29 protein-coding genes, 1 tRNA gene and 1 riboswitch are annotated in these 26,005 nt (G+C 32.3%); of the genes, 6 read left to right on the forward strand and 24 right to left on the reverse strand.

The features are described 5' to 3' along the window. Window positions 1-23: 23 nt before the first annotated feature. Entirely contained in the window at window positions 24-836 is an 813-nt protein-coding gene (locus AB2B44_RS07020; RefSeq protein ID WP_369048864.1) for an enoyl-ACP reductase, read from the forward strand. Between the two features lie 67 nt (window positions 837-903). Next, a complete protein-coding gene (locus tag AB2B44_RS07025; RefSeq protein WP_369048865.1) occupies window positions 904-1,854 on the forward strand; it encodes a glycosyltransferase family 2 protein in 951 nt (316 codons plus the stop codon). A gap of 80 nt (window positions 1,855-1,934) precedes the next feature. On the opposite strand, the gene AB2B44_RS07030 is transcribed toward AB2B44_RS07025, so the two are convergent. From AB2B44_RS07030 to cyoE, 9 genes are all read right to left on the reverse strand, one after another. Next, a complete protein-coding gene (locus AB2B44_RS07030) occupies window positions 1,935-3,257 on the reverse strand; it encodes a TolC family protein (RefSeq protein ID WP_369048866.1) in 1,323 nt (440 codons plus the stop codon). Window positions 3,258-3,468: 211 nt separating this feature from the next. Then, window positions 3,469-3,681: a hypothetical protein gene (locus tag AB2B44_RS07035; RefSeq protein ID WP_369048867.1), complete on the reverse strand. Its 213-nt coding sequence runs from the start codon at window positions 3,679-3,681 to the stop codon at window positions 3,469-3,471. Window positions 3,682-3,715: 34 nt separating this feature from the next. Then, complete coding sequence (locus tag AB2B44_RS07040; RefSeq protein WP_369048868.1) at window positions 3,716-4,246, reverse strand: DUF420 domain-containing protein; 531 nt, start codon at window positions 4,244-4,246, stop codon at window positions 3,716-3,718. Beyond that, on the reverse strand, window positions 4,239-4,883 hold the full coding sequence (locus AB2B44_RS07045) for an SCO family protein (RefSeq protein ID WP_369048869.1): 645 nt from the start codon (window positions 4,881-4,883) through the stop codon (window positions 4,239-4,241). Before AB2B44_RS07045 ends, AB2B44_RS07040 begins: the two co-directional genes overlap by 8 nt. Window positions 4,884-4,942: 59 nt before the next feature. Continuing rightward, on the reverse strand, window positions 4,943-5,551 hold the full coding sequence (locus AB2B44_RS07050; RefSeq protein WP_369048870.1) for a hypothetical protein: 609 nt from the start codon (window positions 5,549-5,551) through the stop codon (window positions 4,943-4,945). Between the two features lie 98 nt (window positions 5,552-5,649). After that, window positions 5,650-5,991, reverse strand: a complete 342-nt coding sequence (locus AB2B44_RS07055) for a cytochrome C oxidase subunit IV family protein (protein WP_369048871.1) — start codon at window positions 5,989-5,991, stop codon at window positions 5,650-5,652. A gap of 17 nt (window positions 5,992-6,008) precedes the next feature. Further along, window positions 6,009-6,989 (reverse strand): cytochrome c oxidase subunit 3, encoded by a 981-nt coding sequence (locus tag AB2B44_RS07060; protein WP_369048872.1) that lies wholly within the window; start codon window positions 6,987-6,989, stop codon window positions 6,009-6,011. A 58-nt stretch (window positions 6,990-7,047) separates the two neighbouring features. Then, on the reverse strand, window positions 7,048-7,638 hold the full coding sequence (locus AB2B44_RS07065) for a heme-copper oxidase subunit III (RefSeq protein ID WP_369048873.1): 591 nt from the start codon (window positions 7,636-7,638) through the stop codon (window positions 7,048-7,050). Continuing rightward, window positions 7,638-8,540, reverse strand: coding sequence for a heme o synthase (gene cyoE, locus AB2B44_RS07070; protein ID WP_369048874.1), 903 nt, complete (start codon window positions 8,538-8,540; stop codon window positions 7,638-7,640). The genes AB2B44_RS07065 and cyoE overlap by 1 nt, the downstream gene beginning before the upstream one ends. Window positions 8,541-8,669: 129 nt before the next feature. On the opposite strand from cyoE, the gene AB2B44_RS07075 reads away from it, so the two are divergent. The 3 genes from AB2B44_RS07075 to pth all read left to right on the forward strand — a co-directional run bounded on the left by AB2B44_RS07075 (window position 8,670) and on the right by pth (window position 10,908). Further along, on the forward strand, window positions 8,670-9,611 hold the full coding sequence (locus AB2B44_RS07075) for a ribose-phosphate pyrophosphokinase (protein ID WP_369048875.1): 942 nt from the start codon (window positions 8,670-8,672) through the stop codon (window positions 9,609-9,611). A gap of 18 nt (window positions 9,612-9,629) precedes the next feature. Next, window positions 9,630-10,214 (forward strand): 50S ribosomal protein L25/general stress protein Ctc, encoded by a 585-nt coding sequence (locus AB2B44_RS07080; RefSeq protein WP_369048876.1) that lies wholly within the window; start codon window positions 9,630-9,632, stop codon window positions 10,212-10,214. A gap of 127 nt (window positions 10,215-10,341) precedes the next feature. Continuing rightward, window positions 10,342-10,908 (forward strand): aminoacyl-tRNA hydrolase, encoded by a 567-nt coding sequence (gene pth, locus AB2B44_RS07085; protein ID WP_369048877.1) that lies wholly within the window; start codon window positions 10,342-10,344, stop codon window positions 10,906-10,908. 40 nt (window positions 10,909-10,948) lie between these two features. On the opposite strand, the gene AB2B44_RS07090 is transcribed toward pth, so the two are convergent. From AB2B44_RS07090 to AB2B44_RS07115, 6 genes are all read right to left on the reverse strand, one after another. After that, on the reverse strand, window positions 10,949-11,398 hold the full coding sequence (locus AB2B44_RS07090; protein WP_369048878.1) for a 6-pyruvoyl tetrahydropterin synthase family protein: 450 nt from the start codon (window positions 11,396-11,398) through the stop codon (window positions 10,949-10,951). Between the two features lie 131 nt (window positions 11,399-11,529). Beyond that, complete coding sequence (locus tag AB2B44_RS07095; RefSeq protein WP_369048879.1) at window positions 11,530-12,303, reverse strand: enoyl-CoA hydratase/isomerase family protein; 774 nt, start codon at window positions 12,301-12,303, stop codon at window positions 11,530-11,532. Between the two features lie 55 nt (window positions 12,304-12,358). Next, on the reverse strand, window positions 12,359-13,696 hold the full coding sequence (locus AB2B44_RS07100; protein WP_369048880.1) for an MATE family efflux transporter: 1,338 nt from the start codon (window positions 13,694-13,696) through the stop codon (window positions 12,359-12,361). Window positions 13,697-13,875: 179 nt separating this feature from the next. Further along, window positions 13,876-13,949: transfer RNA gene (locus tag AB2B44_RS07105), tRNA-Arg, on the reverse strand. Between the two features lie 45 nt (window positions 13,950-13,994). Beyond that, window positions 13,995-14,222, reverse strand: coding sequence for a DUF2007 domain-containing protein (locus AB2B44_RS07110; protein ID WP_369048881.1), 228 nt, complete (start codon window positions 14,220-14,222; stop codon window positions 13,995-13,997). 70 nt (window positions 14,223-14,292) lie between these two features. After that, window positions 14,293-15,627: an ammonium transporter gene (locus AB2B44_RS07115; protein ID WP_369048882.1), complete on the reverse strand. Its 1,335-nt coding sequence runs from the start codon at window positions 15,625-15,627 to the stop codon at window positions 14,293-14,295. A gap of 373 nt (window positions 15,628-16,000) precedes the next feature. On the opposite strand from AB2B44_RS07115, the gene AB2B44_RS07120 reads away from it, so the two are divergent. Further along, window positions 16,001-16,936 (forward strand): calcium/sodium antiporter, encoded by a 936-nt coding sequence (locus AB2B44_RS07120; protein ID WP_369048883.1) that lies wholly within the window; start codon window positions 16,001-16,003, stop codon window positions 16,934-16,936. 17 nt (window positions 16,937-16,953) lie between these two features. Here the strand turns inward: AB2B44_RS07120 and prfA are convergent, their stop codons facing one another. From prfA to AB2B44_RS07165, 9 genes are all read right to left on the reverse strand, one after another. After that, window positions 16,954-18,030 carry a peptide chain release factor 1 gene (gene prfA / locus AB2B44_RS07125; RefSeq protein WP_369048884.1) on the reverse strand — a complete coding sequence of 359 codons (1,077 nt, stop codon included), beginning with the start codon at window positions 18,028-18,030 and terminating at the stop codon, window positions 16,954-16,956. A 181-nt stretch (window positions 18,031-18,211) separates the two neighbouring features. Further along, on the reverse strand, window positions 18,212-19,264 hold the full coding sequence (gene moeB, locus AB2B44_RS07130) for a molybdopterin-synthase adenylyltransferase MoeB (RefSeq protein WP_369048885.1): 1,053 nt from the start codon (window positions 19,262-19,264) through the stop codon (window positions 18,212-18,214). An 81-nt stretch (window positions 19,265-19,345) separates the two neighbouring features. Continuing rightward, window positions 19,346-20,533 (reverse strand): 2-iminoacetate synthase ThiH, encoded by a 1,188-nt coding sequence (gene thiH, locus AB2B44_RS07135; protein WP_369048886.1) that lies wholly within the window; start codon window positions 20,531-20,533, stop codon window positions 19,346-19,348. Window positions 20,534-20,574: 41 nt separating this feature from the next. After that, complete coding sequence (locus AB2B44_RS07140; RefSeq protein WP_369048887.1) at window positions 20,575-21,345, reverse strand: thiazole synthase; 771 nt, start codon at window positions 21,343-21,345, stop codon at window positions 20,575-20,577. Between the two features lie 6 nt (window positions 21,346-21,351). Beyond that, the gene (gene thiE, locus AB2B44_RS07145; RefSeq protein WP_369048888.1) at window positions 21,352-22,005 is read right to left on the reverse strand and encodes a thiamine phosphate synthase; all 654 of its coding nucleotides are present in this window, start codon (window positions 22,003-22,005) and stop codon (window positions 21,352-21,354) included. 11 nt (window positions 22,006-22,016) lie between these two features. Continuing rightward, window positions 22,017-22,631, reverse strand: coding sequence for a thiamine phosphate synthase (locus AB2B44_RS07150; protein ID WP_369048889.1), 615 nt, complete (start codon window positions 22,629-22,631; stop codon window positions 22,017-22,019). Window positions 22,632-22,636: 5 nt separating this feature from the next. Then, complete coding sequence (thiC, locus tag AB2B44_RS07155; RefSeq protein ID WP_369048890.1) at window positions 22,637-24,496, reverse strand: phosphomethylpyrimidine synthase ThiC; 1,860 nt, start codon at window positions 24,494-24,496, stop codon at window positions 22,637-22,639. Window positions 24,497-24,541: 45 nt separating this feature from the next. Next, window positions 24,542-24,745: a sulfur carrier protein ThiS gene (thiS, locus tag AB2B44_RS07160; protein WP_369048891.1), complete on the reverse strand. Its 204-nt coding sequence runs from the start codon at window positions 24,743-24,745 to the stop codon at window positions 24,542-24,544. A 58-nt stretch (window positions 24,746-24,803) separates the two neighbouring features. Then, window positions 24,804-24,898, reverse strand: a riboswitch (TPP riboswitch). A 50-nt stretch (window positions 24,899-24,948) separates the two neighbouring features. Continuing rightward, window positions 24,949-25,998, reverse strand: a complete 1,050-nt coding sequence (locus AB2B44_RS07165) for a nucleoid-associated protein (RefSeq protein ID WP_369048892.1) — start codon at window positions 25,996-25,998, stop codon at window positions 24,949-24,951. Between the last annotated feature and the right edge of the window lie 7 nt (window positions 25,999-26,005).

A 26,005-nucleotide genomic window follows, 5' to 3' on the forward strand; every position in this document is an offset into this window, starting at 1 on the left:
ACAAAAAATTAAAATATATAATCATGTATAATTTATTAAAAGGGAAAAAAGGAATAATCTTTGGGGCATTAGACGAAAACTCTATTGCTTGGAAAGTTGCTGAACGAGCTCATGAAGAAGGGGCTAAATTTGTATTAACCAATGCACCCATTGCTATGCGTATGGGAGGCATCAAAGATTTAGCATCTAAAACAAATTCAGAAATTATTCCTGCTGATGCTACCTCTATGGATGATTTAAACAACTTGGTTGAAAAATCTATGGAAATCTTAGGCGGTAAAATCGATTTTGTATTACACTCAATAGGTATGTCAGTAAACGTACGTAAAGGAAAACACTATACCGATTCTAACTACGAATTTACCACCAAAGGATGGGATGTTTCTGCGGTATCTTTTCATAAAGTAATGAATGTTTTATACAACAAACAAGCTATGAATGAATGGGGTAGTATAGTTGCTTTAACCTATATGGCAGCACAACGTGTGTTTCCAGATTATAACGACATGGCTGATAATAAAGCTTATTTAGAAAGTATTGCTCGTAGTTTTGGGTATTTCTTTGGTCGCGATCATAAAGTGCGTGTAAATACCATTTCGCAATCACCAACTCCAACAACAGCTGGTCAAGGGGTAAAAGGTTTTGATGGGTTTATTACCTATGCCGAAAAAATGTCGCCATTAGGAAATGCTACCGCTTTAGAATGTGCAGATTATACGATTTCATTGTTTTCTGATTTAACTAAAAAAGTAACACTTCAAAACTTATTTCATGATGGAGGGTTCTCTAACATGGGGGTAAGTGATTCGGTAATGGAAAGATTTGTTGAAGAATAGTTTAAAAAATGAATTAAATAAATAAAAATGCAAGTCGTTAGATTTGCATTTTTTATTGATAGCTATAATGAATATACAATTTTCAATAATAGTGCCTGTTTACAATCGTCCGAAAGAAGTTGATGAGTTGTTAGAAAGTTTAACAAAACAAACTTTTAAAGATAGTTTTGAGGTGTTAATTGTTGAAGATGGTTCGAAAAAATCATCTGAAGAAATTGTAAAAAACTATGTTTCAAAGCTCAATTTAAAGTATTTTTATAAAGAAAATAGTGGGGCAGGGGCAAGCCGTAATTATGGAATGGAAAAAGCCTCAGGAAATTATTTTATTATCTTAGATTCTGATGTTATTGTTCCGCCACAATATCTTTACGAAGTAAAAAAAACACTACAAGAAAATTATACAGATGCTTTTGGAGGCCCAGATGCCGCTCATTCTAGTTTTACAACCTTACAAAAAGCCATTAACTATTCAATGACTTCGGTATTAACTACAGGAGGAATTCGAGGGAAGAAAAAATCTGTAGGTAAATTTCAACCCCGAAGTTTTAATTTTGGTTTATCAAAAACTGCTTTTGAAAAAGTAAAGGGATTTTCTAACATGAAAACGGGTGAAGATATCGATTTAACCTTTCGATTAATTACTAATGGGTTTAAGACTCAGTTGATAGATAAGGCTTTTGTTTATCATAAGCGAAAAAGCACTCTTAAGCAGTTTTTCAAGCAAACTTTTTCTTTTGGCACAGCAAGACCTATTTTAAATAAAAAGTACCCTAAAACAGCTAAATTAACATATTGGTTTCCTAGTTTGTTTAGTATTGGGTTAGATATTGCAATTATTGCCGCTTTTTTTAGCTATTGGTATTTATTAGCTTTTTATGGAGTGTATTTTTTATGTGTTTTTTTTGATTCTTTATTTCAAAATAAAAATTTAAAAGTAGCTTTTTTATCAATAATTACCACACTTACACAATTTTATGGTTACGGGATAGGGTTTATACAATCGCAATGTAGTAAGTAGTTAAAAGAGTATGTTACGAGGCTTTACCTATAAAATAAGCCATTGTTTTTTTACTTTATTTTAAGAGTTTTTTTAAAAAATTAAAAAATAGATTCACCAGAATAAAATTTTAAAACTTTTGTTTTAAAAATATAGTCGTATTTTGCTCTAATCATTTCACTTTTAGCATTAGCTAATCGGTTACGCACTTGGTCAAAATCGAACTGAGTCATAGAACCATAATCATAACTTGCTTGCGCATTTTTAAAAGCCTCTTTTTGAGCGGTTAAAGAAACTTGGGCAGCTTCGTAAGTTTTTGCTGCTGATTTTACGTCTAAAAAGGCTTGCTCTATTGTTTGTTGTAGCTGTAGTTTTGTGTTTTCTAGTCGAAATTCGCTAATTTCTTTATTTATTTTAGATTTAGCAACGTTGTTTTTAGTTTGAAAACGATTAAAAATGGGTACATTAAGTGATAAGCCTAAGTTATACCCTAAATTGTTATTTAGCTGCGTAAAGTAAGGGTCGTTTATCAGTGATTTGTTAAATATGTATTGATACGAGCTTCCTGCTCCAGCAGAAAAAGAAAGGGTAGGGTAATAAGCTCCTTTAGATAGTTCAATGTTTAGGTTGGCATTTTCAACATTTAAATCAGCTCGTTTTATTTCAGGTCTTATATCAAGAGCTTTTTGGTATATAGTGTTTGAGTTACTGTACAACAGTTCTACAGAAGGGTCTGAAACATCCATAGCTTTTACATCAAATCCTTCTGAGGGTATTTGTAATAGCTGTGTTAATTGTAACAATGCTAAGTTTAATGCATTTTCTTGTGTTACTATTTTTTGTAAATCGTTAGACGATGTTGATTCGGCATTTAATAAACCTCCTTTAGGAATAGTGCCTGCATTGTATTGAATTTTTGCTCTTTCAACCTGTTTTTTACTTACTTCGGCTTGCATTTTAGCAACGGCTAAATTTTCTTTAGCAAATAATACATTTAGGTATGTGTTTACAATTTGTAATGAAATATTGTCTTCTACTTGAGCTAAATCTATTTTACTTCCTTCAACACTTAATTTAGATTGCTTTAAAGTGTTTTTATTTCTGTTGCCATTGTAAAGCGTTGTGTTAGAGTTTAAGCTAAACCCTGACCGAAAGTTGTCGGTAGAAATTCTTGAGCCATTTTGCCCGATTGACGAACCGAAATTAAGTCCAGGAGAAGTAGAACCACTCAAACTAGGCAAAAAATTACCTTTAGCTATTTCTATATCTTTTTCAGCTAACTGTACATTTAATTTATTTTGTTTAACGGTAATGTTGTTTTTTAGTGCATAATTTACACATTGTTCTAAATCCCACTTTTTTTGAGAAAAAGTACTCAGTGATGTTAATACTATTAGTAATAGTAGTATTTTGGTTTTTAGCATCAATAATTTTTTTATAAAGTTCAATGTTGTCATTAAAAGAAAAACAACACTTTAAAAAATAGATAATTAACTTATTAAGACTAATTATTTTTTTAAAGTGTTGTTATAAACGAACACTTTTAATATGTTTTTAAACAATGAGTCTTTATTTATTTCTAAATACGACGAATAAAGTTAGTGTATGTTACACTTTTTTAGTCTTATTAAAATGTTAATTTTTAATTTTTTCTTTATAACGCCATAAAAAATAAGCTAATAACGCAACTAATATATAAGGAAAAATCATTAAATAGGTGATTCCATGATTTACTCCTTGTGCCATTGATTTGTTACCGTTTTCTATAACGGCTTTACACATTGCGCATTGGGCAGATGTAATTTGTGATAGAAATAAACAAAAACTAAGTAAATATATTTTTTTCATTTTAACCTATTTATGTTTTTTGTATGCATACAATTTACGCAGTATAATACGGTGAAATTAGAAGGTATACAACTACTCCGGTAATAGCAACATATAACCATAGTGGGAAAGTTATTTTTGCTATTTTTCTATGAGCTGTAAATTTACCAAATTTTGCTCTTAAAAAAGTGATTAATACTAGCGGAATAATAGCTATTGACAATAAAATATGGGTAATTAAAATAAAATAATAGATATATTTTATTGTTCCGTCACCACCAAAAGGGGTTGAATTAGAAGTCATGTGGTAAGCAACATACATTACTAAAAATAATACCGAACACACTATTGCTAGGGTGTTAAGTTTTTCATGTAATTTTCTATGTCCTTTTTTTATGGCAATTACTGCAGCAATTAACAAAATAGCAGTTATAGCATTTATACTCGCATAAATTGGAGGTAAAAAAGAAAGCGGAGCTACATTGGGTATTTTAATAAGAAATAATGCGGCTACAGCTAATGGAATTGCAATAGAAAAAACGGTAATTAATTTTTTGTATTTTTTTTCTTCTAACTCGTTATTCATTTAATAATAATTTTATATCGTCTTTTAATTCACTTATTTGTTTCGAAAATCCTTTTTCGTTTAAGGCTCTGTAGTAAACAATAGGGTTTCCTAATTCATCGTAACGCGAACGGATGTATCCGTTTTTATCTACTAAAGCAAATAACCCAGAGTGTTCAAATCCATCAGGGTCGTTGTCGTTTTTACCAGCATATAATTTAAACCCTTTGTTGGCTAAATCATAAACTACTTGTTCGGGTTTTCCTGTAAGTAAATGCCAGTTTTTTAACTTAATATTGTTTCTTTTAGCGTATTCTTTTAATACCTCTGGAGTGTCAATATCAGGGGTAATTGAAAATGAAGCAATTCCAAAATTTGGATTTCCAAGAAAGGCATTTTGAATTTTAATCATTTCGGTATTCATTAACGGGCAAATAGATGTGCAAGTAGAAAAGAAAAATTCTACGACATATACTTTTCCTTCATAATCTTTATTGGTAATTGTTTTTCCGTTTTGGTCGGTAAATTCGAAATCGGGTACTTTGGTGTATTTATATAAGCTTTTTTTTTGAAAGTGGTCAACTATTTTTGGAATAGCGTAAATACCAAAAATCAAAATAATAAACGAAATGCCAACGTACGAATATTTTTTATTCATTTTTATTTAATTGGGTGGGTTTATGATAATAAACGATAAATCTAGTTTGTTAGATTTGATTAGTTATTTTCTCTGTCTGCATTATTTTTTTTCAATGCTAAACGATATTCGGCTAAAATAACCTTTACATCGTCTTTCATTTTATTATTTAATTCGGCTACTGACTGCATATTATAACCTAATAACAATCCGTTAGGGCTGTCTTTATCATCTGTTCGCCCTCTTAAATTTGTGTGCTTGTCTATGATAAAAGCTTTAGAACTGTGTAAGTTGCTATCTAGTGGTTCGTTGGTTTTAAAGCTATTATATATTGTTTTTATTTGATCGCTATTTGTAAAAACAAATCGCCATTTTTTCATGTTTGTATAGCCGTTTATTTGTTTTTTTAGATGTTCTATTTCAGTCTTATTGGTGTTAGGAACAATTACAATAAATTGAAAATGTTTAAACTCGTAAAAAGGCTTATATATTTTTTCGTTAAGATTAAAAATTTCTGCTTTTACTTTTTTATTGATATCGTTACCAATAAAAGTAACTATAGAAATATTGTTTTTAAATTGTTGTGTGCTATCTATTGTAGATATATCTATTACATCTTTATTTACAATAGGTAGTTTTGCAAAATTATGAATGCCTGAAGAAAGTATTATGTAGAATAATAAAGGCATAACAAAAAGAGCAAAAAGCACAATGAATTTAAGGGTTTTACGCATAACAGTATAGAACAAAAAAAGGTGGATACCCACCTTTTTTTTAATTTATATTTTTACCATTTTACTAAGGGCGATAGTACTCGGTGTAAATAATCCCCTTCGATTAATAGTAGTGTTACCAAATAAATAATTAAAAAAACGGCTGTCCAAACGACAGAGCGTCTAAACCATTTTTTTTCGCTTTCCATGTGCATGAAAGCCCATGTTATACCATAAGCTTTAAAAAGCGTTAAAATTATAAAAATAATATTTAAAGGGCTTGTGCCTAAAAATGTGGTAAGGTGTAATATATCGGGTTTGTCAATACCTAAAAATACTTCTACGATGGTGATTAAAGATAAAACACCAAATACAATCCATATTCTTTTTACGTTCGATTCTGCGTGTGCTGCCATTTTTTATTTTTTAAAGATTATACTAAGTAGAAGAATGTAAATACAAATACCCACACTAAATCTACAAAGTGCCAATATAAACCAACTTTTTCAACCATTTCGTAGTGCCCTCTTCGTTCGTAGGTGCCCAATACAACATTAAAGAAAATAATAATGTTAATAACTACCCCAGAAAACACGTGAAAACCATGAAACCCAGTAATAAAGAAAAAGAAATCAGCAAAAATAGGATTACCATATTCGTTTACATGTAAGTTGGCGCCCTCTACTACCTGATTTGCTTTTGCTAAATGAGCTAAGCTTTCTTGTCTAGAAAAAATAATTTTTTTCTTGGTTTTAGGGTCTATGCTTTCGCTACGTATTAATAAGTCAGGATTGTTTTTAAAAGCTTCTTGAATTTGTGCTACAGAGTATTTAGAAACCTTTTCTCCGCTTTCAAACCATAATCCGTTTTTACGGGTTTGCGTTACTCTTTCTTGTGCTTCATTAGGAACAAAGTCAGATAAGGCTATTTGATGCCCGTCTTTTACAAATTGTAATATTTTATGATCGGTTGTTTTTACAGCACCATATGAGCCGCTTATAAAGTGTTTCCATTCCCAAGCTTGTGACCCTAAGAAGATTAAACCACCAATAATGGTTAAAAACAAATATAGGGTTACTTTTTTCTTTTTCATTTGATGACCAGCATCTACAGCAAGTACCATTGTTACTGAAGAAAAAATAAGTATAAAGGTCATTAACGCTACATAATACATAGGTGCGTGTACACCATGTAAAAATGGAAAATGCGTAAAAACTTCATCGGCAATAGGCCAACTATCAATAAATTTAAAACGTGTTAAACCATAAGCTGCCAAAAAACCAGAAAATGTTAGTGCATCTGAAACAATAAAAAACCACATCATCATTTTACCGTAACTTGCGCCAAAAGGTTTTACGCCACCACCTCCCCAGGTTTCTTTGTTAGTAGCATCTATAGCTATATTTGCTTCCATATATATGTTTTAGTTATTTTTTTTTGTTAAAATGTTTGCCAAAATTAATAATTTTATATCATCTAATAAAATAGAAAAAGAAAAATAGATAAATCCAAAGTAAATCTACAAAATGCCAAAAGATTGCTCCTAGTTCAAAACCAAGCATATGAGTAGGTGAATACTTGTTTTTAAAATGATTATAAATTACAACTAACAATACAATAATGCCTGCAAATAGGTGTAAAACATGCATTAAAGTGATGCCGATAAGAAATGAGGTAGATACTGTACTGCCAGGGCCTGTAAAATATAAACCCAAATCTTTTAGTTGATTAAATCCTGTATATTGATAAAAAACAAATGCAATTCCAAGTATTACCGTTAATGTTATAAATATACGCGATATAGCTATTTTATTGTTTTTTAAATAGTATTTAGATATAAAAAGAGTAATACTGCTTAGTATAATTAAAACGGTACTAGTATAAAATGCTTGTGGTAAATCGAAAGTAACCCAATCTTCTCGGTTCATACTAACCACATAAGCACTTGTTAAACCTGCAAAAAACATGGTCATGCTAATCATAGCAATCCATAACATTGGTTTAGCCGATTTTTGTTTAGCTGATTTTAATTCTTTTTCTAAGGTTTGTGTTTGTTCGCTCATTAATGTAAAAATTTATCTACCACGTAAATAATAGGGATAAAAGTAATGTACGCAACACTTGCTAACATTAGTTTGCGTGCTACAATATTGGATTGAGTTTTGTATAGTTTAATTGCATAATATAGCATTGATATGCCTAATAAACTGACTATGATTGCTGTTGTTGGAAGTATGTAAAATGTTCCCGTTACTTTTAATACAGGTGTTATTGAAACTAAAATCATAACTATTGTATAAAAAATAATTTGTTTAACGGCTCCTTTATCCTTTTTATTCATAGGTAACATCTGTAGCCCTGCTTTATTATATTCTTCAAATTGTAACCAGCCAATAGCCCAAAAATGAGGGAATTGCCAAAAGAACTGAATCATAAATAAAAACCCAGCTTCAATGCCAAATTTATTGGTTGCTGCAACCCAGCCTAACATAAAGGGTATCGCACCAGGTATCGCACCTACAAATACAGCTAAAGGGGTAATTTGTTTTAAAGGGGTGTAAGCACTGGTATATAAAAAAATAGAGATTGCACCAAATAAAGCACATTTAGGGTTTATTGAATATAGTATGGCAATACCCAAAATAGTGAACATTGTTGCTATAGCAACCGCTGTGGTAGGTTTCATTCTACCTGCAGGAATTGGGCGGTCTTTAGTGCGTTTCATTAACGCATCGGTGTCTTTTTCTATAACTTGATTGTAGGCATTAGAGGCTCCAACCATTAAATATCCCCCAGTGGCAAGTAAAATTATAGTGGTTGTATTAATTTCTTCTACTCCAAGTAAATATCCAGCAATAGAAGTAAATACAACGCTTACAGAAAGTCCTACTTTTGTAAGTTGTTTAAAATCAGAAAAAATAGTTTTTATTGTTGTTTTATTTTTTATAACTGAAATGGAATACACCTTAAATTTGAAAAAAATTTTTGCAAAGATATTTTTTTATTAGGAACTACCATAATTTTTGAAATTTATTGTTCAAATATTTTTTACTTTTGCGCTCAACAATATAAATACATTATAATAAATTAATCGATGACAGCAAATGAATTAACTCCAAAAATTTTTGCTTGCTCACAAAGCGTAGAATTAGCTGAAGAGATTGCGAAACATTATGGGGTACCCCTAGGAAAAGTAAAAACAACCCATTTTAGCGATGGAGAATTTCAGCCAGCTTTTGAAGAATCTGTTCGTGGAAGGCGGGTTTTTATTATAGGATCTACTTTTCCGTCTGCGGATAATTTAATGGAAATGCTATTGATGCTAGATGCTTCAAAACGAGCTTCTGCACGACATATTACAGCTGTAATGCCTTATTTCGGTTGGGCGCGTCAAGACCGAAAAGACAAGCCCCGTGTAGCTATTGGAGCTAAATTAGTTGCTAATTTACTACAAGCTGCTGGTGCAACTAGAATTATGACGATGGATTTGCATGCTGATCAAATTCAAGGCTTTTTTGAAAAGCCAGTAGATCATTTGTTTGCTTCTACCATATTTCTACCATATGTAAAATCACTACAATTAGAAAATTTAACCGTAGCCTCTCCTGATATGGGAGGGTCTAAAAGAGCTTATGCTTACTCTAAATATTTACAAAGCGATGTGGTTATTTGCTATAAACAGCGCGAAAAAGCAAATGTAATTTCGCACATGGAGCTTATAGGTGAGGTAGCGGGTAAAAACGTTATTTTGGTAGATGATATGATTGATACTGGAGGCACACTTGCTAAAGCGGCAGATTTAATGATAGAAAGAGGAGCTAAAAGTGTTCGAGCTGTTTGTACACATCCTATACTATCAGGGGATGCATATGAAAGAATAGAAAAATCTAGCTTAAAAGAATTAATAGTGTCAGATACAATTCCGTTAAAAAAGCAGATATCTAAAATAAAAGTTGTATCTTGCGCCCCTTTATTTGCTGATGTGATGCATAAAGTACAAGATAATACATCGATTAGCGATCAATTTTTAATGTAATAAATATAAACAAAAGTAATGAAATCAATTACAATCAAAGGATCTCAAAGAGAAAGCGTGGGCAAAAAATCTACAAAAGCCTTACGTAATGCTGAAAAGGTTCCTTGCGTATTATACGGAGGAGATAAACCAATACATTTTTCAGCAGAAGAATTAGCGTTTAAAAAGTTAGTGTACACTCCAAATGTATATACTGCTACGATTGAACTAGATGGCACAAAATACAATGCTGTTTTACAAGATATTCAATTTCATCCAGTAACCGATAAAATTTTACATGTTGATTTTTATCAATTGTTTGAAGACAAAGAAATTACCATGAATATTCCTATTCGTTTAATTGGTAAATCTAAAGGAGTTATGATTGGTGGTGTTTTACGTCGTAATTTACGTAAGTTACGTGTAAAAGCGTTACCAGTAAATTTACCTGATTTTATCGAAGCAGATATTACCGAATTACAAATAGGTAATAAACTATATGTAACCGCTTTGCAAAATGATAATTACACCTTATTGCACCCTGATAATACTGTGGTTGCTCAAGTAAGAACGTCACGTAATGCAAGTAAGGTGGCTGCTGTAGCTGAAGAAGCTGCCAAATAAGAATTTTTATTGATTCAATTTACAAAAGCGTTACTTAGTGTAGCGCTTTTTTTATTTTTGAAAGATGAATTGTTTTGCATTTTTAAAAAATATTTTTAAATATAGTTCTCGAACTAAAAAAAACACGATGAAAAAATTTTTAATTGTTGGTTTAGGAAATATAGGGGTTAAATATGTTAATACTCGTCATAATATTGGTTTTAAAATAGCAGATGCTTTTGTAAAAGAAAACGAAGGTTCTTTTGAAACACTAAAGTTAGGTGATGTTGCAAAAATTAAAATTAAAGGAAAATCTATAGTTGTGTTAAAGCCTAATACTTACATGAATTTAAGTGGAAAGGCGGTGCTGTATTGGATGAAAAAAGAAAATATTAAAATAGAAAATGTATTCATTATTACCGATGATATAAATATTGATTTTGGTACTATTCGTATTAAGGCTAAAGGAAGTTCTGGAGGGCATAATGGGCTTAAGGATATTCAAGATAAACTTGCTACAACAGCTTACCCGCGTTTTCGGTTTGGTGTAGGTGCTGATTATGGTAGAGGAAAGCAAGTAGATTATGTTTTAGGTGAATGGAATGCAGATGAAGAGAGTAGTTTTATAGAGCGTATTCCTGTTGCTGTAGAGGCGGTAACATCTTTTATAACGGCAGGTTTAGATAATACAATGAATGTGTTTAACGGAAAGTAGTTAGTTTTTTTCTGATTTAGTCTAAGGAAAGGGGTGTTGGTTAATTGTCAGAAGCAAACCATTCGGCAAAACTACTTTCGGTTTCTTGTAGTTTTACAGCATGTAGTTTGATATTTTTAGGTAAGCGGTTATTTATTTTTTTAGCAAAATCAATTGTCATCATTTCGCTGGTGGGTTGGTAATCAACTAAAATAACGTGATGTCCGCGGTTTTTTAATTCTTCGGCTAGTTTAATGTGCGGTGTATTTTTGTTAAAAACAGTGGCGTGATCAAAAACATCTACAATTTCTTCTTTAACAATCTTTTTTAAATCGCTAAAGTCAATTACCATTCCGTATTTAACATTAGAAGTGTCTGAAATAGGAGAGCCAATAACGGTTACCGATAGTTTGTAGCTATGTCCGTGAATGTTTTTGCATTTTCCGTCATATCCGTATAAAGCATGACCTGTTTCAAAACTAAATTGTTTTGTAATTCTAATCGTATTCATGTTATTTTTAATCTTTTTGTAAGAAATTGATAGAATTGATAATTACCTTCTTCTACCTCTATTTTTATTGTATAGATATACTATTATTAATACGATTCCTAATATGGCATATAATCTGCTTCCTCCCATAATTATTGGTTGTTTTTAAGTTTTTCTAATGCTTTTTTAGTAAAGCTTGACACTGCTAATTTTCCTGATATTTCGGCTTGTTCTAGTAATAAATTATCCCAGTGTTCGGTGTTTTTCCACAAGTTTTTCTTTATTTCTGTTAAAGCTTCGGGATTGTATGAGGCTAGTTTTTCTGCTAAAATATCTACTTCTTTATTTAATTCGTTTTGTGTTTCAAAAACACGGGCATATAAGCCTTTTTCTTTTGCCCAATAAGCATTTTTCCATCGAGTGGCATCTAGGGTTAATTCGGCAAATCCACTAATGTTTATTTTTCGTTTAACAACAGGGGCAATTACAAATGGTCCAATACCAATGGTAAGCTCAGAAAGTTTAATGGCGGCTTGTTCTGTAGCTAATGCGTAATCACAAGCGGCTACTAAGCCTACGCCGCCGCCTACGGTTTTTCCTTGTACGCATCCTATAATTAATTTTGAACATCGACGCATTGCGTTGATAACATTTGCAAATCCAGAAAAAAATGCTTTTCCGTCAGACACATTGTCGATAGCTGCTAATTCGTGAAAAGAAGCGCCAGCACAAAAGGTGCGGTCTCCTTCCGATTTAAGTATAATTACCAAAACCTCATTGTTAACGGAAAGTTTATTTAATTCATTTGTTAAACGTTCTAGTAAAATTTTTGGAAAAGAATTACTGGCAGGGTGGCCGAATTCAATTGTTGCAATTTTATTTTGAATGTGGGTATATAAACTTCCGTCTTCTCTAGTTGTGGTCATTAGGTGTATATTTTTTTCAAATTTACTGAAATGTTATAAAAAAAAACGTTGAGGCTTATTTTTTTTGAGAAATAAGCGGATTGAATTTTTTTCTAAATTTTATAACTAATGGAACTCCTCTAGCAATTATCCAAAAGAAAAAGGCAATCCAAATAGCGTATAATTTCTGATTTAATGAGTCAAACAATAATAATGTAGGAATAAATACAAGGCCAGTTGCGAGTAGTAAAATGTTTCTTAAATATTTTGTTTCTCCTAGTCCTTTAAATATTCCGTCGTAAATAAAGGTTATGGCGCATGCGGGTTGCATTATTAAAATAATCCAAAACACATCGTAAAACCTTTGAAGAACTTCGGGTTCTTTAGTGAAAATTCTTCCGATGGGTTTGTAAAAGATAAATCCGATTAGGGTTAATAAGAGCCCGAATAAAAAGCCGTATTTAATTAATCGATTGCCTAAGGTAATTAAAGTTTGGTATGCTTTGGCTCCTAATAATTTTCCTGATAAAATATTTCCTGCCGATGAGTACCCGTCAATCATAAAAGCTCCCATAAGCCATAAATTAAATCCGATGGTATATGCGGCAATATATGCGTCGCCATAGTTAGTGGCATACGAGGTGCCAAAGTAGAGTGCGATGTTAAGTGCAAGTGTTCTTATAAAAAGATTAAGAACCATGGTTATAAATCTGGGTATTTCAGTGTTAAATGGGAGGGTAAATTTTAGCGGGATATCGGTTTTTTTTAAGAGTAAAACAGCGCTAATTGTAGCCATTAAAATTTGAGCAATAACGCTTGCGTAGGCAGCACCTTGTATGTGCATTGCAGGAATGTATCCTTCTATTCCGTAAACTAGTAAAAAATCTAATGCAATATTTGTAAAGGTGCCTATTAATGCAATAATCATTGGGTAATAGGTGTTTTGTAAGCCTCGAAATGTACCAAAAACAGCAATGGTAAAGAGGGTGAACGGAAACCCGAAAATACGTATTTTATAATATTTTATTGAATATTCTAAAATAGTTCCAGAGGCATTGTACATCTCAAAAATTTCTTTGGCAAAAGGGTAGGTAATGGTTAAAATTAATATGCTGACTCCTAGGCTAATTACAATAGCTTGTATGGGGAGGTTTTTAATTTCGTTAAGCTTGTTTGCGCCTAAGTATTGAGATATAATAGAAGAAATTCCGCTACGTATTTGCCCAAATACCCAAATTAGCATAGATAAAAAAGCGCCTACAATACCAATAGCAGCAATGCTTTCAGTAGCGTTTTGAGGTATGTTTCCTATAATTGCTAAATCGGTAGTAGAAAGTAAAGGTTCAGCAACGCCTGCTATTAGTGCGGGAAATGCTAATCTGTTAATATGCTTAAAGCTAATATCGTATTTCAAATTATTAAAATAAAATACAAAAATAGCGTTTGTTTTATAAAATAAGGTGTAAGGCTAAGAATAGATATGAGGGTGGTGTGTTTGATTGTGTTTGTATGTTTTAGCTTATAAATGCTAACAAAACAAAAAAGTTAAAATAAAAAACCCTCGAAAATCAAATGATTGACAAGGGTTTTAAGTGACCACGGCAGGATTCAAACCTGCAACCTTCTGAGCCGTAATCAGATGCGCTATTCAGTTGCGCCACGTGGCCTTTTTTGCGGATGCAAATATAGTTATGTTTTTTTAATAAGAAAAGCTATTCTGAAATTTCTTTTTTAAATTTTTCGGTTATTAAGGAAGCTTCTTTTAGGTTTTTATTAGAAACAAAAAGTTCAACCGAATTATTGGGAGCTCCAAAACCAGCTAATCGACCAGATTCTTCATGATTTTTTATAATAGAGGGTATTCCTGCTTCATTTAATAAAAAACGCAGTCGGTTCACTAAAATTTCAGATTCAGTAAAAATAAGGGTAAAATTATTCATACTGCAATATCGTTATTTTATAGGTTATAAGCAAGTGTTTACTTTTTTACAGGCTATCTTTTGCTGACTGTTATATTTTTTCGTCGTGTTGTGATTGGTCTAAACCTAGTCTTTCTGATTCTTCGGTCACCCTTAAAGGCGATATAATGTCGGTAACTTTGTACAAAAGTAATGCGCCAAAAAAGGTAAAAGCAGAAACCAAAACTAAGGCAATCATATGGTGGGTAAAAACGGTAAGCCCTCCGTGCAAAAGGCTTGCATTTTTGCCTTGAGCAAGAATAGCGGTAAGAATCATACCCATAATTCCGCCAACACCATGGCAGGCAAATACATCTAATGTGTCGTCTATTTTTTTTAATTTTTTCCAATTAACCATTGCGTTAGAAACTACTGCCGAAATAAATCCAATAAAAAGGCTTTCAGGAATAGTTACAAAACCACATCCGGGTGTAATAGCAACGAGCCCAACTACTGCGCCAATCGAGGCTCCTAAAGCAGAAACTTTTCTTCCGTTTATTCGATCAAATAAAACCCAGGTCATCATGGCAGATGCTGAAGCTATTGTTGTGGTGCCAAATGCCATGGCTGCAGTTGCGTTAGCGGCTAAGGCAGAACCAGCATTAAAACCAAACCACCCGAACCATAACATTCCGGTGCCTAATAACACGTAAGAAATATTAGAAGGTTCGTGGTGTGGTTTTTTTCTTTTTCCTAAAAATAACGCTCCCGCTAAAGCGGCAAAACCAGCGCTCATGTGTACAACCGTTCCTCCGGCAAAATCTCGAACGCCAAAATATTTATTTAAAAGTCCGTCTGGATACCAAACCATGTGGCAAAGTGGTGTGTAAATGATTAAACTGAATAAAATAATAAAGAGTAAATATGAAATAAAACGAACTCGTTCTGCAAAAGAGCCTGTTATTATTGCTGGGGTAATTACGGCAAATTTCATTTGAAAAAGAGCAAACAGTATAAAGGGTATTGTAGAAGCCATGTTTTTATGAGGAAGCATGCCTACTTGGTCGAAAAAAGGATATGAGAATGGGTTGCCTATAATTCCGTATTTAACACCATTGATTGTAAACCCAATAGAGTCTCCAAAAGAAAGAGAAAAACCAACGGTTACCCAAACTATAGAAATTACACCTAATGATATAAAACTTTGTAGCATGGTAGAAATTACATTTTTTTTACCTACCATTCCTCCGTAGAAAAAAGATAGCCCTGGTGTCATTAATAATACTAATCCAGAAGATGCTAAAATCCAAGCGACATCTGATTTTACAATTTTATCACCACTTAGAAATTCACTGCTAATTGGAAGTTTTGTATTCCAAAATAAACCTATTATAGATATAATAGCAATAACCCCAAAAGAAACAACCCATTTTAACTCTATTTTCATAATTTAATATATTTAACCCTTCAAATATATGGGTATGCTTATTTTAAAACAAATAAATTAAGTTAATACCCCTAATTTTTTAAGGCTAAATAAAAAATAATATAAAATAATAAAGTTTATGTAAAATGGTATTATTTAAAGGGGGGTGTTTTTTAGGTATTGATATTTCTAAAAAGTTAATATTTTAGGTTAGTAGGGTTAAATTCGGTTAAAACTTGTTTAAAATAACTAATTAAAAATTAGATTATTTTGGTTTTATCGGTTTTAAAATATGGTTTCTTTTGGGTTAAATTATTACAGTAGTCATTTTTAAATAGGGGTGCTGTTTTTTTAATCTTTTTTAAAAACCGTATCTTTGCGCAAAATTATTTTTATGAGTTTAGCTTACGTTATAGTGGGTTTGTTGTTATTGGTTTTTGGGGGTGAATTTTTAGTTCGCTCATCTGTAGCCTTGTCGTTTAAGCTTAATATTTCTAAAATGGTAATTGGTATGACGGTAGTTTCATTTGCTACCTCGGCACCTGAACTATTGGTGAGTTTACAGGCAGCTATAGATGGCTCGCCAGCTATAGCTATTAATAATGTAATAGGTTCTAATATTGCTAATATTGGTTTGGTTTTAGGGGTTACGGCAATTATAGCGCCAATTGCAGTAAGTAAAGATTTTTATAAATTAAACTGGCCAGTGATGATGCTGTTTTCGGTGGTGTTGTATTACTTTTTATGGAATGATGGCGTGCTTACCCGTAATGAAGGAATGATATTATTTTTAGGGCTAATTGTTTTTTTGGTGGTACTTATTAAAAGTGCTAAAAATACAAACGATAGTGATGAGGTTGATGAAAAATTGGCTGGTGCTAAGTATATTAATATTTTTATTTGGCTATTGTTGGGGGGGGCAGCTTTGTATTATGGTTCTGATTTATTGGTAGTTGGGGCTAAAGATTTTGCTCAAAAAATAGGGGTGAGCGAGGGGGTTATTTCTATAACCATGATAGCTATTGGAACGAGTGTTCCAGAATTGTCAGCGTCTATAATAGCAGCTGTTCGTGGAGAAAAAGCAATTTCTTTAGGAAATTTAATAGGTTCTAATATTTTTAATATATCTTCAGTTTTAGGTTTAACAAGTATAATAAAAGATATACCAGTTACCGAACAGCAAATATTAAACTACGATATTTTTTGGATGTTAGGTTTTACTTTTGCTATTTTACCCCTCGTGTTTCTGCCTAAAAAATATGAATTAAATAGGTTAAAAGGACTTGTTTTGTTTATTGGATACCTTATTTTTATCTATTCTATTTTTTAATTTAGGGGGTAAAATATTTATATAGAATCGCCTAATTCTTTTAGTTTAGAGGTGTTTTCTGCTAGCATTAACTCGTCGATGATTTTTTGTAAATCACCATTTACAATATTTTGCAAATCGTATAAAGTGAGTCCAATTCTGTGGTCAGTTACGCGACCTTGTGGATAATTATATGTTCTAATCTTAGCACTTCTATCACCTGAACTAACCATGCTGCCTCTTTTAGCGGCATCTTCGGCTTGTTTTTTTGCTAGCTCTAAGTCGTATAAGCGAGAGCGCAGTACTTTAAAAGCTTTTTCTTTGTTTTTATGTTGTGATTTTTGGTCTTGACATTGTGCCACTAAGCCTGTAGGAATGTGTGTTAAACGAACCGCAGAATAGGTTGTGTTTACAGATTGACCACCTGGACCTGAAGAACAGAAATAATCAATACGAACGTCTTTCGGGTTAATTTCTATATCAAACTCTTCGGCTTCTGGAAATACCATGCATGTTGCTGCCGAGGTATGTACTCGCCCTTGTGTTTCGGTTTGTGGTACACGTTGTACACGGTGTACACCCGCTTCAAATTTTAAGGTACCATAAACGTCTTCGCCAGAAACTTCAAATTGAATTTCTTTAAAACCGCCATTAGTGCCTTCGCTAAAGTCTACGATATCTACTTTCCATCCTTTACTTTCGCAATATTTACTGTACATTCTAAATAAATCTCCTGCAAAAATACTAGCTTCATCACCTCCTGTTCCAGCGCGTAATTCAACTACTGAATTTTTAGCGTCTTCTGGGTCTTTTGGAATTAATAAAAACTTAATTTCTTCTTCTAATGCAACCGTTCCTTTTTGAGCTTCTTCTAGCTCCATTTTTGCCATTTCTACCATTTCGGCATCGCTTCCGTCGCTAATAATTTCTTTTGCTTCATCAATATTATTTAATAAAGTTTCGTACTCATTGGCTTTTTTAACAATTTTGCCTAAATCTTTGTACTCTTTATTTAATTGTATGTAGCGTTTTTGGTCAGCGATAACATCGGGTTGAATTATTAAGTCTGAAACCTCGTCAAAACGTTGCTTTACTATCTGTAATTTATCTAACATGAAGTGTTTTTTCTGGGGGGCAAATTTACAATTTTTATCCGATTTTTTCTTGTCTATTTTTGAAAAACATGTATGCTGTATTTTATATAATGTATAATGTTGTTTTGTGAGGTAGGTTGTTAAAAGTAAAACAACATGGTTTAAAGGCTAAAAAACGAAGTTATTTTTAAAGGGTTGAAAATTAATGAATACCGTTTTTTAAGTTAAAAAAAACAGCGTTTTTAAACTTTTTTTCAAGAAAATTAATAGCGCGTTGGCTACGTATTCCTGATTTGCAATAAACCACTATGGGTTTGTCTATCGCTATTTCTTTACTCCGTTGTTGTAGCTCGTTTAACGGAATATGTTGCCCGCCAATATGATGTTGTTTCCGTTCTGAATATTCGCGAACATCTAATAAGTTGTAGTGATGTAAATTATTTTCTAACTGTTTTAAGGTTATTTCGTTTTGGGTAGTTTTAACCCCGCAAAAGAAATCATAATTGTCATTTAATTCGGTTATCTTAGCGTTATCGGTTTTTTCAAATTTTAATATTAATTGACGCATATTTAATACGTTATACATTAATAATTTGTTCGCTAAGACATCTCCAATTTCGCAAATAATTTTAATAGCTTCATTGGCTTGTAAACACCCTATAATTCCAGGTAACACCCCTATTACCCCTATTTCTGAGCAATTGGGTGACTCTTCAGGTTTAGGAGGTTTTGGATATAGACATCGGTAAGTAGCGCTTCCTTTATAATTAAATACGCTTACTTGTCCTTCAAATTTAAAAATAGCACCATATACCAATGGTTTTTGAGTTAATACCGCTGCATCATTAGTTAAATAACGAGTGGTAAAATTATCGCTTCCGTCTATAATAACATCGTATTTTTGAAATAATGAAATGGCATTTTCAGAAGTTAATTTTTCTTTATATACTTGGAATGTAACAAACGGATTTAATTTTGATAAACGATTTGCGGCAATTTCGGCTTTTGATTTTTCTATATCGTCTATTGTATACAAAATTTGACGTTGTAAGTTACTTTGGTCTACTACATCATGGTCTATAATTCCAATTGTGCCCACACCTGCTGCAGTTATATATTGTAACACAGGACACCCTAATCCGCCAGCACCTATTACTAGTACTTTAGCTTGTTTTAATTTTAGTTGCCCCTTTTCTCCTATTTTGTCGAGAATTAAATGGCGATTGTATTGTTTTTGTTCTTCGTTTGTTAGCATTTAATAATTTGCTTTTGCTTTACAATGTTGATTTTTTAGCTTGCGTATTTTTTAGTTAACTCACCTACTTTTTATGCTAACTTATGTGATTTTTTTTGATACTTCAAACTTTTGATAATGAAACTGTTCCCAATCTTTCCAAACAACTTCTAATCCTTGGTTTTTTAGCATTGTTACTATTTCTTCGGTACTTCGTTCATCTGAAATTTCGAATTGTTCTAACGACTGTGGTTCAACACTATATCCTCCAGGATTTGTTTTAGATTCAGCACTAATTGAAGTAGCTCCTAAATTAACAATATTATTTCTAAAAACTTCACTTTCTCTAGTAGACATTGATAGTTCTACATCTTCATCTAATATTCTAAATGCGCAGATTAATTGTACTAAATCCGTATCCGTCATGGTTACTTTAGGTTCTAGACCTCCAGAATAGGGTCTTAAGCGCGGAAATGATATAGAATACTTTGTTTTCCAATAGGTTTTTTGTAAGTATTTTAAGTGTAATGCAGTAAAAAAACTATCAGCACGCCAATCTTCTAAACCAAATAAAGCTCCTAAGCCAATTTTATGAATTCCTGCTTTGCCTAATCTGTCAGGAGTGTCTAAGCGATATTCAAAATTTGATTTTTTCCCTTTCGGATGGTGTTTTTTATATTCTTGTTGATGATAGGTTTCTTGATATACCAACACCGCATATAAACCATTTTTTATTAATAATTCGTATTCTTGTTGGTCTAAAGGTTGTACTTCAATGGTAATATTTGAAAAATGAGAACGTATAAGCGTAAGGGCATTTTTAATATAATTAACACCAACAGTTTTATTAGCCTCTCCAGTTACTAATAAAATATGATCGAAACCTTTCTTTTTTAAAAAAGCTACTTCTTTTAGTATTTCGTCGTCGGTTAATGTTTTTCTCGGAATTTTATTTGTAAAACTAAATCCGCAATAGGTACATATGTTTTGACATTCGTTGCTCAAATACATCGGGGCATACATTTGAATGGTGTTTCCAAATCGTTTTTTAGTTAGCATTCGGCTTTTTTGTGCCATTTGCTCTAAAAAGGGTTTTGCTGCGGGTGAAATGAGTGCTTTAAAATCTTCTAAATCGAGTTTGTTTTTTAGTAAAGCACGTTCTACATCAGCAGTTGTTTTATTAAAAATGCTTTGTAAGGTTTCATCCCAATTGTATTGATTAAATATTGTTTTAAAAGTGTTAGTTTTTAACTTTTCAATAGTACGCTTTGTTTTATTTGCCAACATCATGTTTGTTTCAAAATAAGTTAATGGTTAACAAACCAAAAGTTTTAATTTAAAAAACTTGTTAATGGACTGCTTGCAACAGCTTGTTTTTTTATGGGGGCTAGCTTTGCTTCGTATGCCATTCTACCTGCTTCTACAGCTTTTTTAAAAGCAAGAGCCATAGTTACGGGGTTTTCAGATACGGCTATGGCGGTATTTACTAAAACTGCATCGGCACCTAATTCTATTGCCTGTGCCGCATGAGAAGGCGAGCCAATTCCGGCATCAACAATTACAGGAACGTTAGCTTGCTCGATAATAATTTCTAAAAAATCTATTGTTTTTAACCCTTTGTTACTGCCAATAGGGGCCCCTAAGGGCATTACGCATTGTGTACCTACTTCTTCTAATCGTTTACACAACACAGGGTCGGCATGAATGTATGGCATAACCACAAAACCTTTTTTTACAAGTTTTTCGGCGGCTTTTAAGGTTTCGATAGGGTCGGGTAATAAGTATTTGGGGTCTGGATGTATTTCTAACTTTACCCAATTGGTTTCTAAAGCTTCTCTAGATAATTCTGCCGCAAACACAGCTTCTTTTGCTGTGCGAACTCCTGATGTGTTTGGGAGTAAATTAATTCTCGGGTGGTTTAAATGTGATAAAATATCATCATCTTCATTTTGTGTATCTACTCTTTTTAAAGCTACTGTTATTAATTCACTTTTTGAGGCTAACAAAGCTTCTTTCATTAGTTGTGAGGAACTGAATTTTCCTGTTCCTGTAAACAATCGAGAGGTAAATGTTTTGTTAGCTATTGTTAAGGATGTATTCATGTATTGCTAATTTATGGCACACTTAATTTTATATACTTGATCGTTGGTGCTTGAGGTTTTTAAAATTTTATGAAATGACGGTATCGATGTAAAATCTTGAGTTATTGCTCCAGAAATAGCAATGCCGTATACGCCTGTATTTATAATTTTAGACACTTCTTTTAAGGTAATTCCTCCGATAGCTATTATTGGAATGTTTGTTTTTAAGGTTTCTAATATTGCTTGGTATCCAGAGGTTCCTAAAACGGGACTCAAATTATTTTTAGTTTTGGTAAACTGGTAAGGTCCTAAACCGATATAATTTACCTTTTTTTCGATTAGTTTTTTACAATCATCTAAGGTATTGGCTGTTCCGCCAATAATGTATAAATCATCTAAATATGCTCGTGCTTTTAAGGGGCATGTGTCGGTTTTGCCCAAATGAACTCCGTCAGCATTAACCTGTTTGGCAATTTTGTAATAATCGTTTATAATTAAGCGAGTTTGAAAATGTTGGGTAATGGCTCTTGCTTTTTGAGCTGTTTCTAAAACTGTTTTTAAGGCTACGTCTTTCAATCTAAGCTGTATCCATTCTGCTCCAGAAACACAAGCTTTTTCGATGTTTTCTAGATGCTCTTCAGGTGTTTTTCCTTGTGAGATATAGTGTAATTTGTTTATCATTTTACTTTTGGCTAAACGAGGTGATTTGTATTAAAGACACCTTTATAATAGCGATTAATGTTTTTAAAGCTTTGAACGGGGTTTTCGGTATTCCAAACACTTCCTAAAACACCTATTCCTTGAAAACCTAATGCCATTGTTTTTTTAATAGTATTGGTGCTAATTCCCCCTAAACCAATAATGGTTTTATTGATATGATTTACATCAAAACCTCGGCCTTTATATGCTTTTTTTGAAATGGATGAAAAAACAGGGCTTAGCAAATGATAATCAAATTTAATAGGGCAATTTTCGATGTCTTTAGGCTCGTGAAAAGAACTGCTTATTGTTTTTTTTGCTAGAGATAATCCTCTAAAATAGGCACTTGTATTTTCTAAAATATCTTTTCTTTTTTGTTCTTGAAAATGAATTCCTTTTAAATTAAATTCGTTAATCAGCTCATGAAAATAATGTGTAACTATTTTGTTGTGATGTTCTTTAGCTATTTGATTCAAATAAGTGGCGTGTTCTTTGTAATTTTTGTTCGGTTTTCTCAAATGATAATATTCTAACCCTTCTTCAAACAATTGTTGAAGAATTTGAATTTCATTTGGAATATCTTTTTCGGGTGCTATTAATACAAACATCTAGTTTATAGATATACTTCTGAACCTTTGTTTTTAAACTCTTTTGATTTTTCTTCCATTCCTTTTGTAAAGATTTCATAGTCTTCTACTTGGTTTTCTGCAGCATAATCACGTACTTCTTGTGATATTTTCATAGAACAGAATTTGGGTCCACACATTGAGCAAAAGTGTGCAATTTTAGCGCCTTCTGCAGGTAAAGTTTCATCGTGATATTCTCTGGCTAATTCAGGATCTAAGCTTAAATTAAATTGGTCTTCCCATCGAAATTCAAAACGAGCTTTGCTTAAGGCATCATCTCGATGTTGTGCGCCTGGATGTCCTTTTGCTAAATCGGCTGCATGAGCGGCTAATTTATAAGTAACTACTCCTGTACGAACATCTTCTTTGTTTGGTAAACCTAAATGTTCTTTGGGTGTTACATAGCACAGCATTGCACAACCATACCAACCAATCATTGCGGCTCCAATTCCTGAAGTAATATGATCGTATCCAGGGGCAATATCGGTTGTTAAAGGGCCTAAGGTATAAAAAGGAGCTTCGTCGCATGCTTCTAATTGTTTGTCCATATTTGCTTTAATCATATGCATTGGCACATGGCCAGGGCCTTCAATAAAGCACTGTACGTCGTGTTTACGAGCTATTTTATTTAATTCTCCTAGGGTTTCTAATTCGGCAAATTGAGCGTTATCATTTGCATCGGCAATACAGCCTGGTCGTAGACCATCTCCTAATGAAAAAGCAACATCATAAGCTTTCATTATTTTGCAAATATCTTCGAAATGGGTATATAAAAAGTTTTCTTTATGATGCGCTAAACACCATTTTGCCATGATAGAGCCTCCTCGAGATACAATTCCTGTAATACGTTTTGCTGTCATGGGTATATAGGGTAAACGAACGCCTGCATGAATAGTAAAATAATCTACTCCTTGCTCTGCTTGTTCTATCAAAGTATCTCTAAATATTTCCCATGTTAAGTCTTCGGCAATACCATTTACTTTTTCTAAAGCTTGATAAATGGGTACTGTACCTACGGGTACAGGTGAGTTTCGAATAATCCACTCTCTGGTTTCGTGAATGTTTTTTCCAGTAGATAAATCCATAATGTTGTCGGCTCCCCAGCGACATGCCCAAACAGCTTTTTCTACTTCTTCTTCTATAGATGAGGTTGTTGCTGAATTTCCAATATTAGCATTAATTTTTACCAAGAAATTACGGCCTAAAATCATAGGTTCTGCCTCTGGATGATTAATGTTTGAAGGAATAACGGCACGCCCTCGTGCAATTTCTTCTCTTACAAATTCTGGTGTAATTTTGGCAGGAATATTTGCTCCGAAATTTTGCCCTGAGTGCTGTTCAGATAAGCGAGTTATTTCGTTTATTCGTTGGTTCTCACGAATGGCAACATACTCCATTTCAGGAGTAATAATTCCTTTTTTAGCATAATGTAATTGTGTTACATTATGTCCTTTTTTAGCTCGTTTGGGTTTATGTTTTAAATTAAACCGTAAGTGGTCTAAATCTTTATTATTTAATCGTTCGTTACAATAATTAGAGGTAAATTTATTAAGTTCTTCTACATCTGCTCGGTCTAAAATCCATTGTTCGCGAATACGCTCTAACCCATTATGGATATTTATTTTTTTGTTAGGGTCGGTATAAGAACCTGAGGTGTCATATACCGTTATGGGTCCGTTTGGTGTTCTTTTTTTTGTTATTGAATTAATCGTATCGTTCAATTCAATTTCACGCATTGCAACTTTTATTTTTGGATGAATTTTTCCTTGAACATATATTTTTTTTGAGTTAGGAAATGGTTGTCTTGTTACACCGTCTTGTTTTGGTGCAGTATCTTTTTTCTTCATTTTAGGACTGCTTGTTGTTGTTTGAATTTTGTTTTTTTAAAAATATTATCCTCCTTGAGTAGATTTAATGATTAAAACAGTATCATTATCTTGGAGTGTTTTCGAAGTCCAATCTGTTTTTTTTACCACAGTATTGTTTATGGCTATTGCAATTCCGTTTGGTTGAATTTGTAGTTTGTCTACTAATTCTTGTAGGGTTAATGTGGTTAAAAACGTTTGTTGGTTATCGTTTACTTTTATTGTTATCATATAGATAGATTTAAAGTAAACTGTAGAAGAAAAAGTATTGTATTATACAATACAAGATTAAGATGTTACAACTTTTTCCTACGCTGGTGTTAACCATATCAGGTTCAAAGGATGTTTCTCAAACTAGCGAACTAGCTACTCCTAAAGTTTACGGTACAAATATAGAGGTTTAGATGTATATATTTAGATTGGTAATTAAAAAATTATTTTTCTTCGTTAAAATAAACTTTATAATATTTCATTTTTTTGGTTTCGTCGTACCCTTTTTCTAGGTGTTCAGAGGCTGCGTCAGGGGCATCTACATCTATTTTAATTTGTATGTGAGTATCGAGTTTAATTTCGGTTTTAAATTTCGATTTTTCTTTTTTTAATACTGCATCGGCTACCTCAAAATTATTTCGAATTAATACGTCGTTTAAATTTTCGAAATGTTTTTTATAGTCTTCAAACAAATTTTTGCGGGTGTCGTCTTCGAAAATTTCGTCTTTAAAATCATGGTAGTCAACACTTTCGTGTTCTTTAAAATAATCGATTGTGTTAGCTAAAAAACTACTTTGTTGTTGTTTTCCAAATTCAGGTTTTAAAACTTCTTCTGAAAATTCATTGCAAAGCGTTAAATAATTTTGAGTGTGCAGGTTTCTATCATCTGCATACTTTACATGTAAAAAGTTTTTAATCCAATATTGAGCATCGTAGTTGTTGTTGTCTACTGATAAAACAATTGTTCCTTCGGTGTCTGATGTATTTAAAATTAAACAACCTTTGTCTAATTTTTTTGTAGAAATTCCTTTTTGAACTACCACATCAAAGCTATCGTCATCTAAGTAGGTTTGAAAAAAATCGACTTTATTTTCTATCTTGTAAACACCTATGGCATTTGTTAAAATGTCTTTGTATTCAATATCTTCAAAAAGAACAACCAATACATCGCCTGTTTTTATTTGTGCTGAATTTGACTGCTCGTATAAGTGATTTACTATATTTTTTGATTGTTCGATAAACGTATCTTCGTTTTTAAAAATATCGAAAGTATATTTATTAATTTCATTTAACTCAATATTAGCATGATGAGTAAATCGATAACTTTGTGTAACCGAGGTAAATGGTTTTAATAAAAAGGGAAGTAGTAGTTCGTAACTTTCTTCATCAAAACGCACTAAGTTTTCTGATAATGTATTGTTACCACTATTGTATTTATTGGCTACTTTATGAATAATGCACTTATTAATTTGCGCACGCGTTTTTCGTATCATTTTAATA

Origin of the sequence: Tenacibaculum sp. UWU-22, from assembly GCF_041021355.1 — a bacterium.
GTDB lineage: Bacteria > Bacteroidota > Bacteroidia > Flavobacteriales > Flavobacteriaceae > Polaribacter.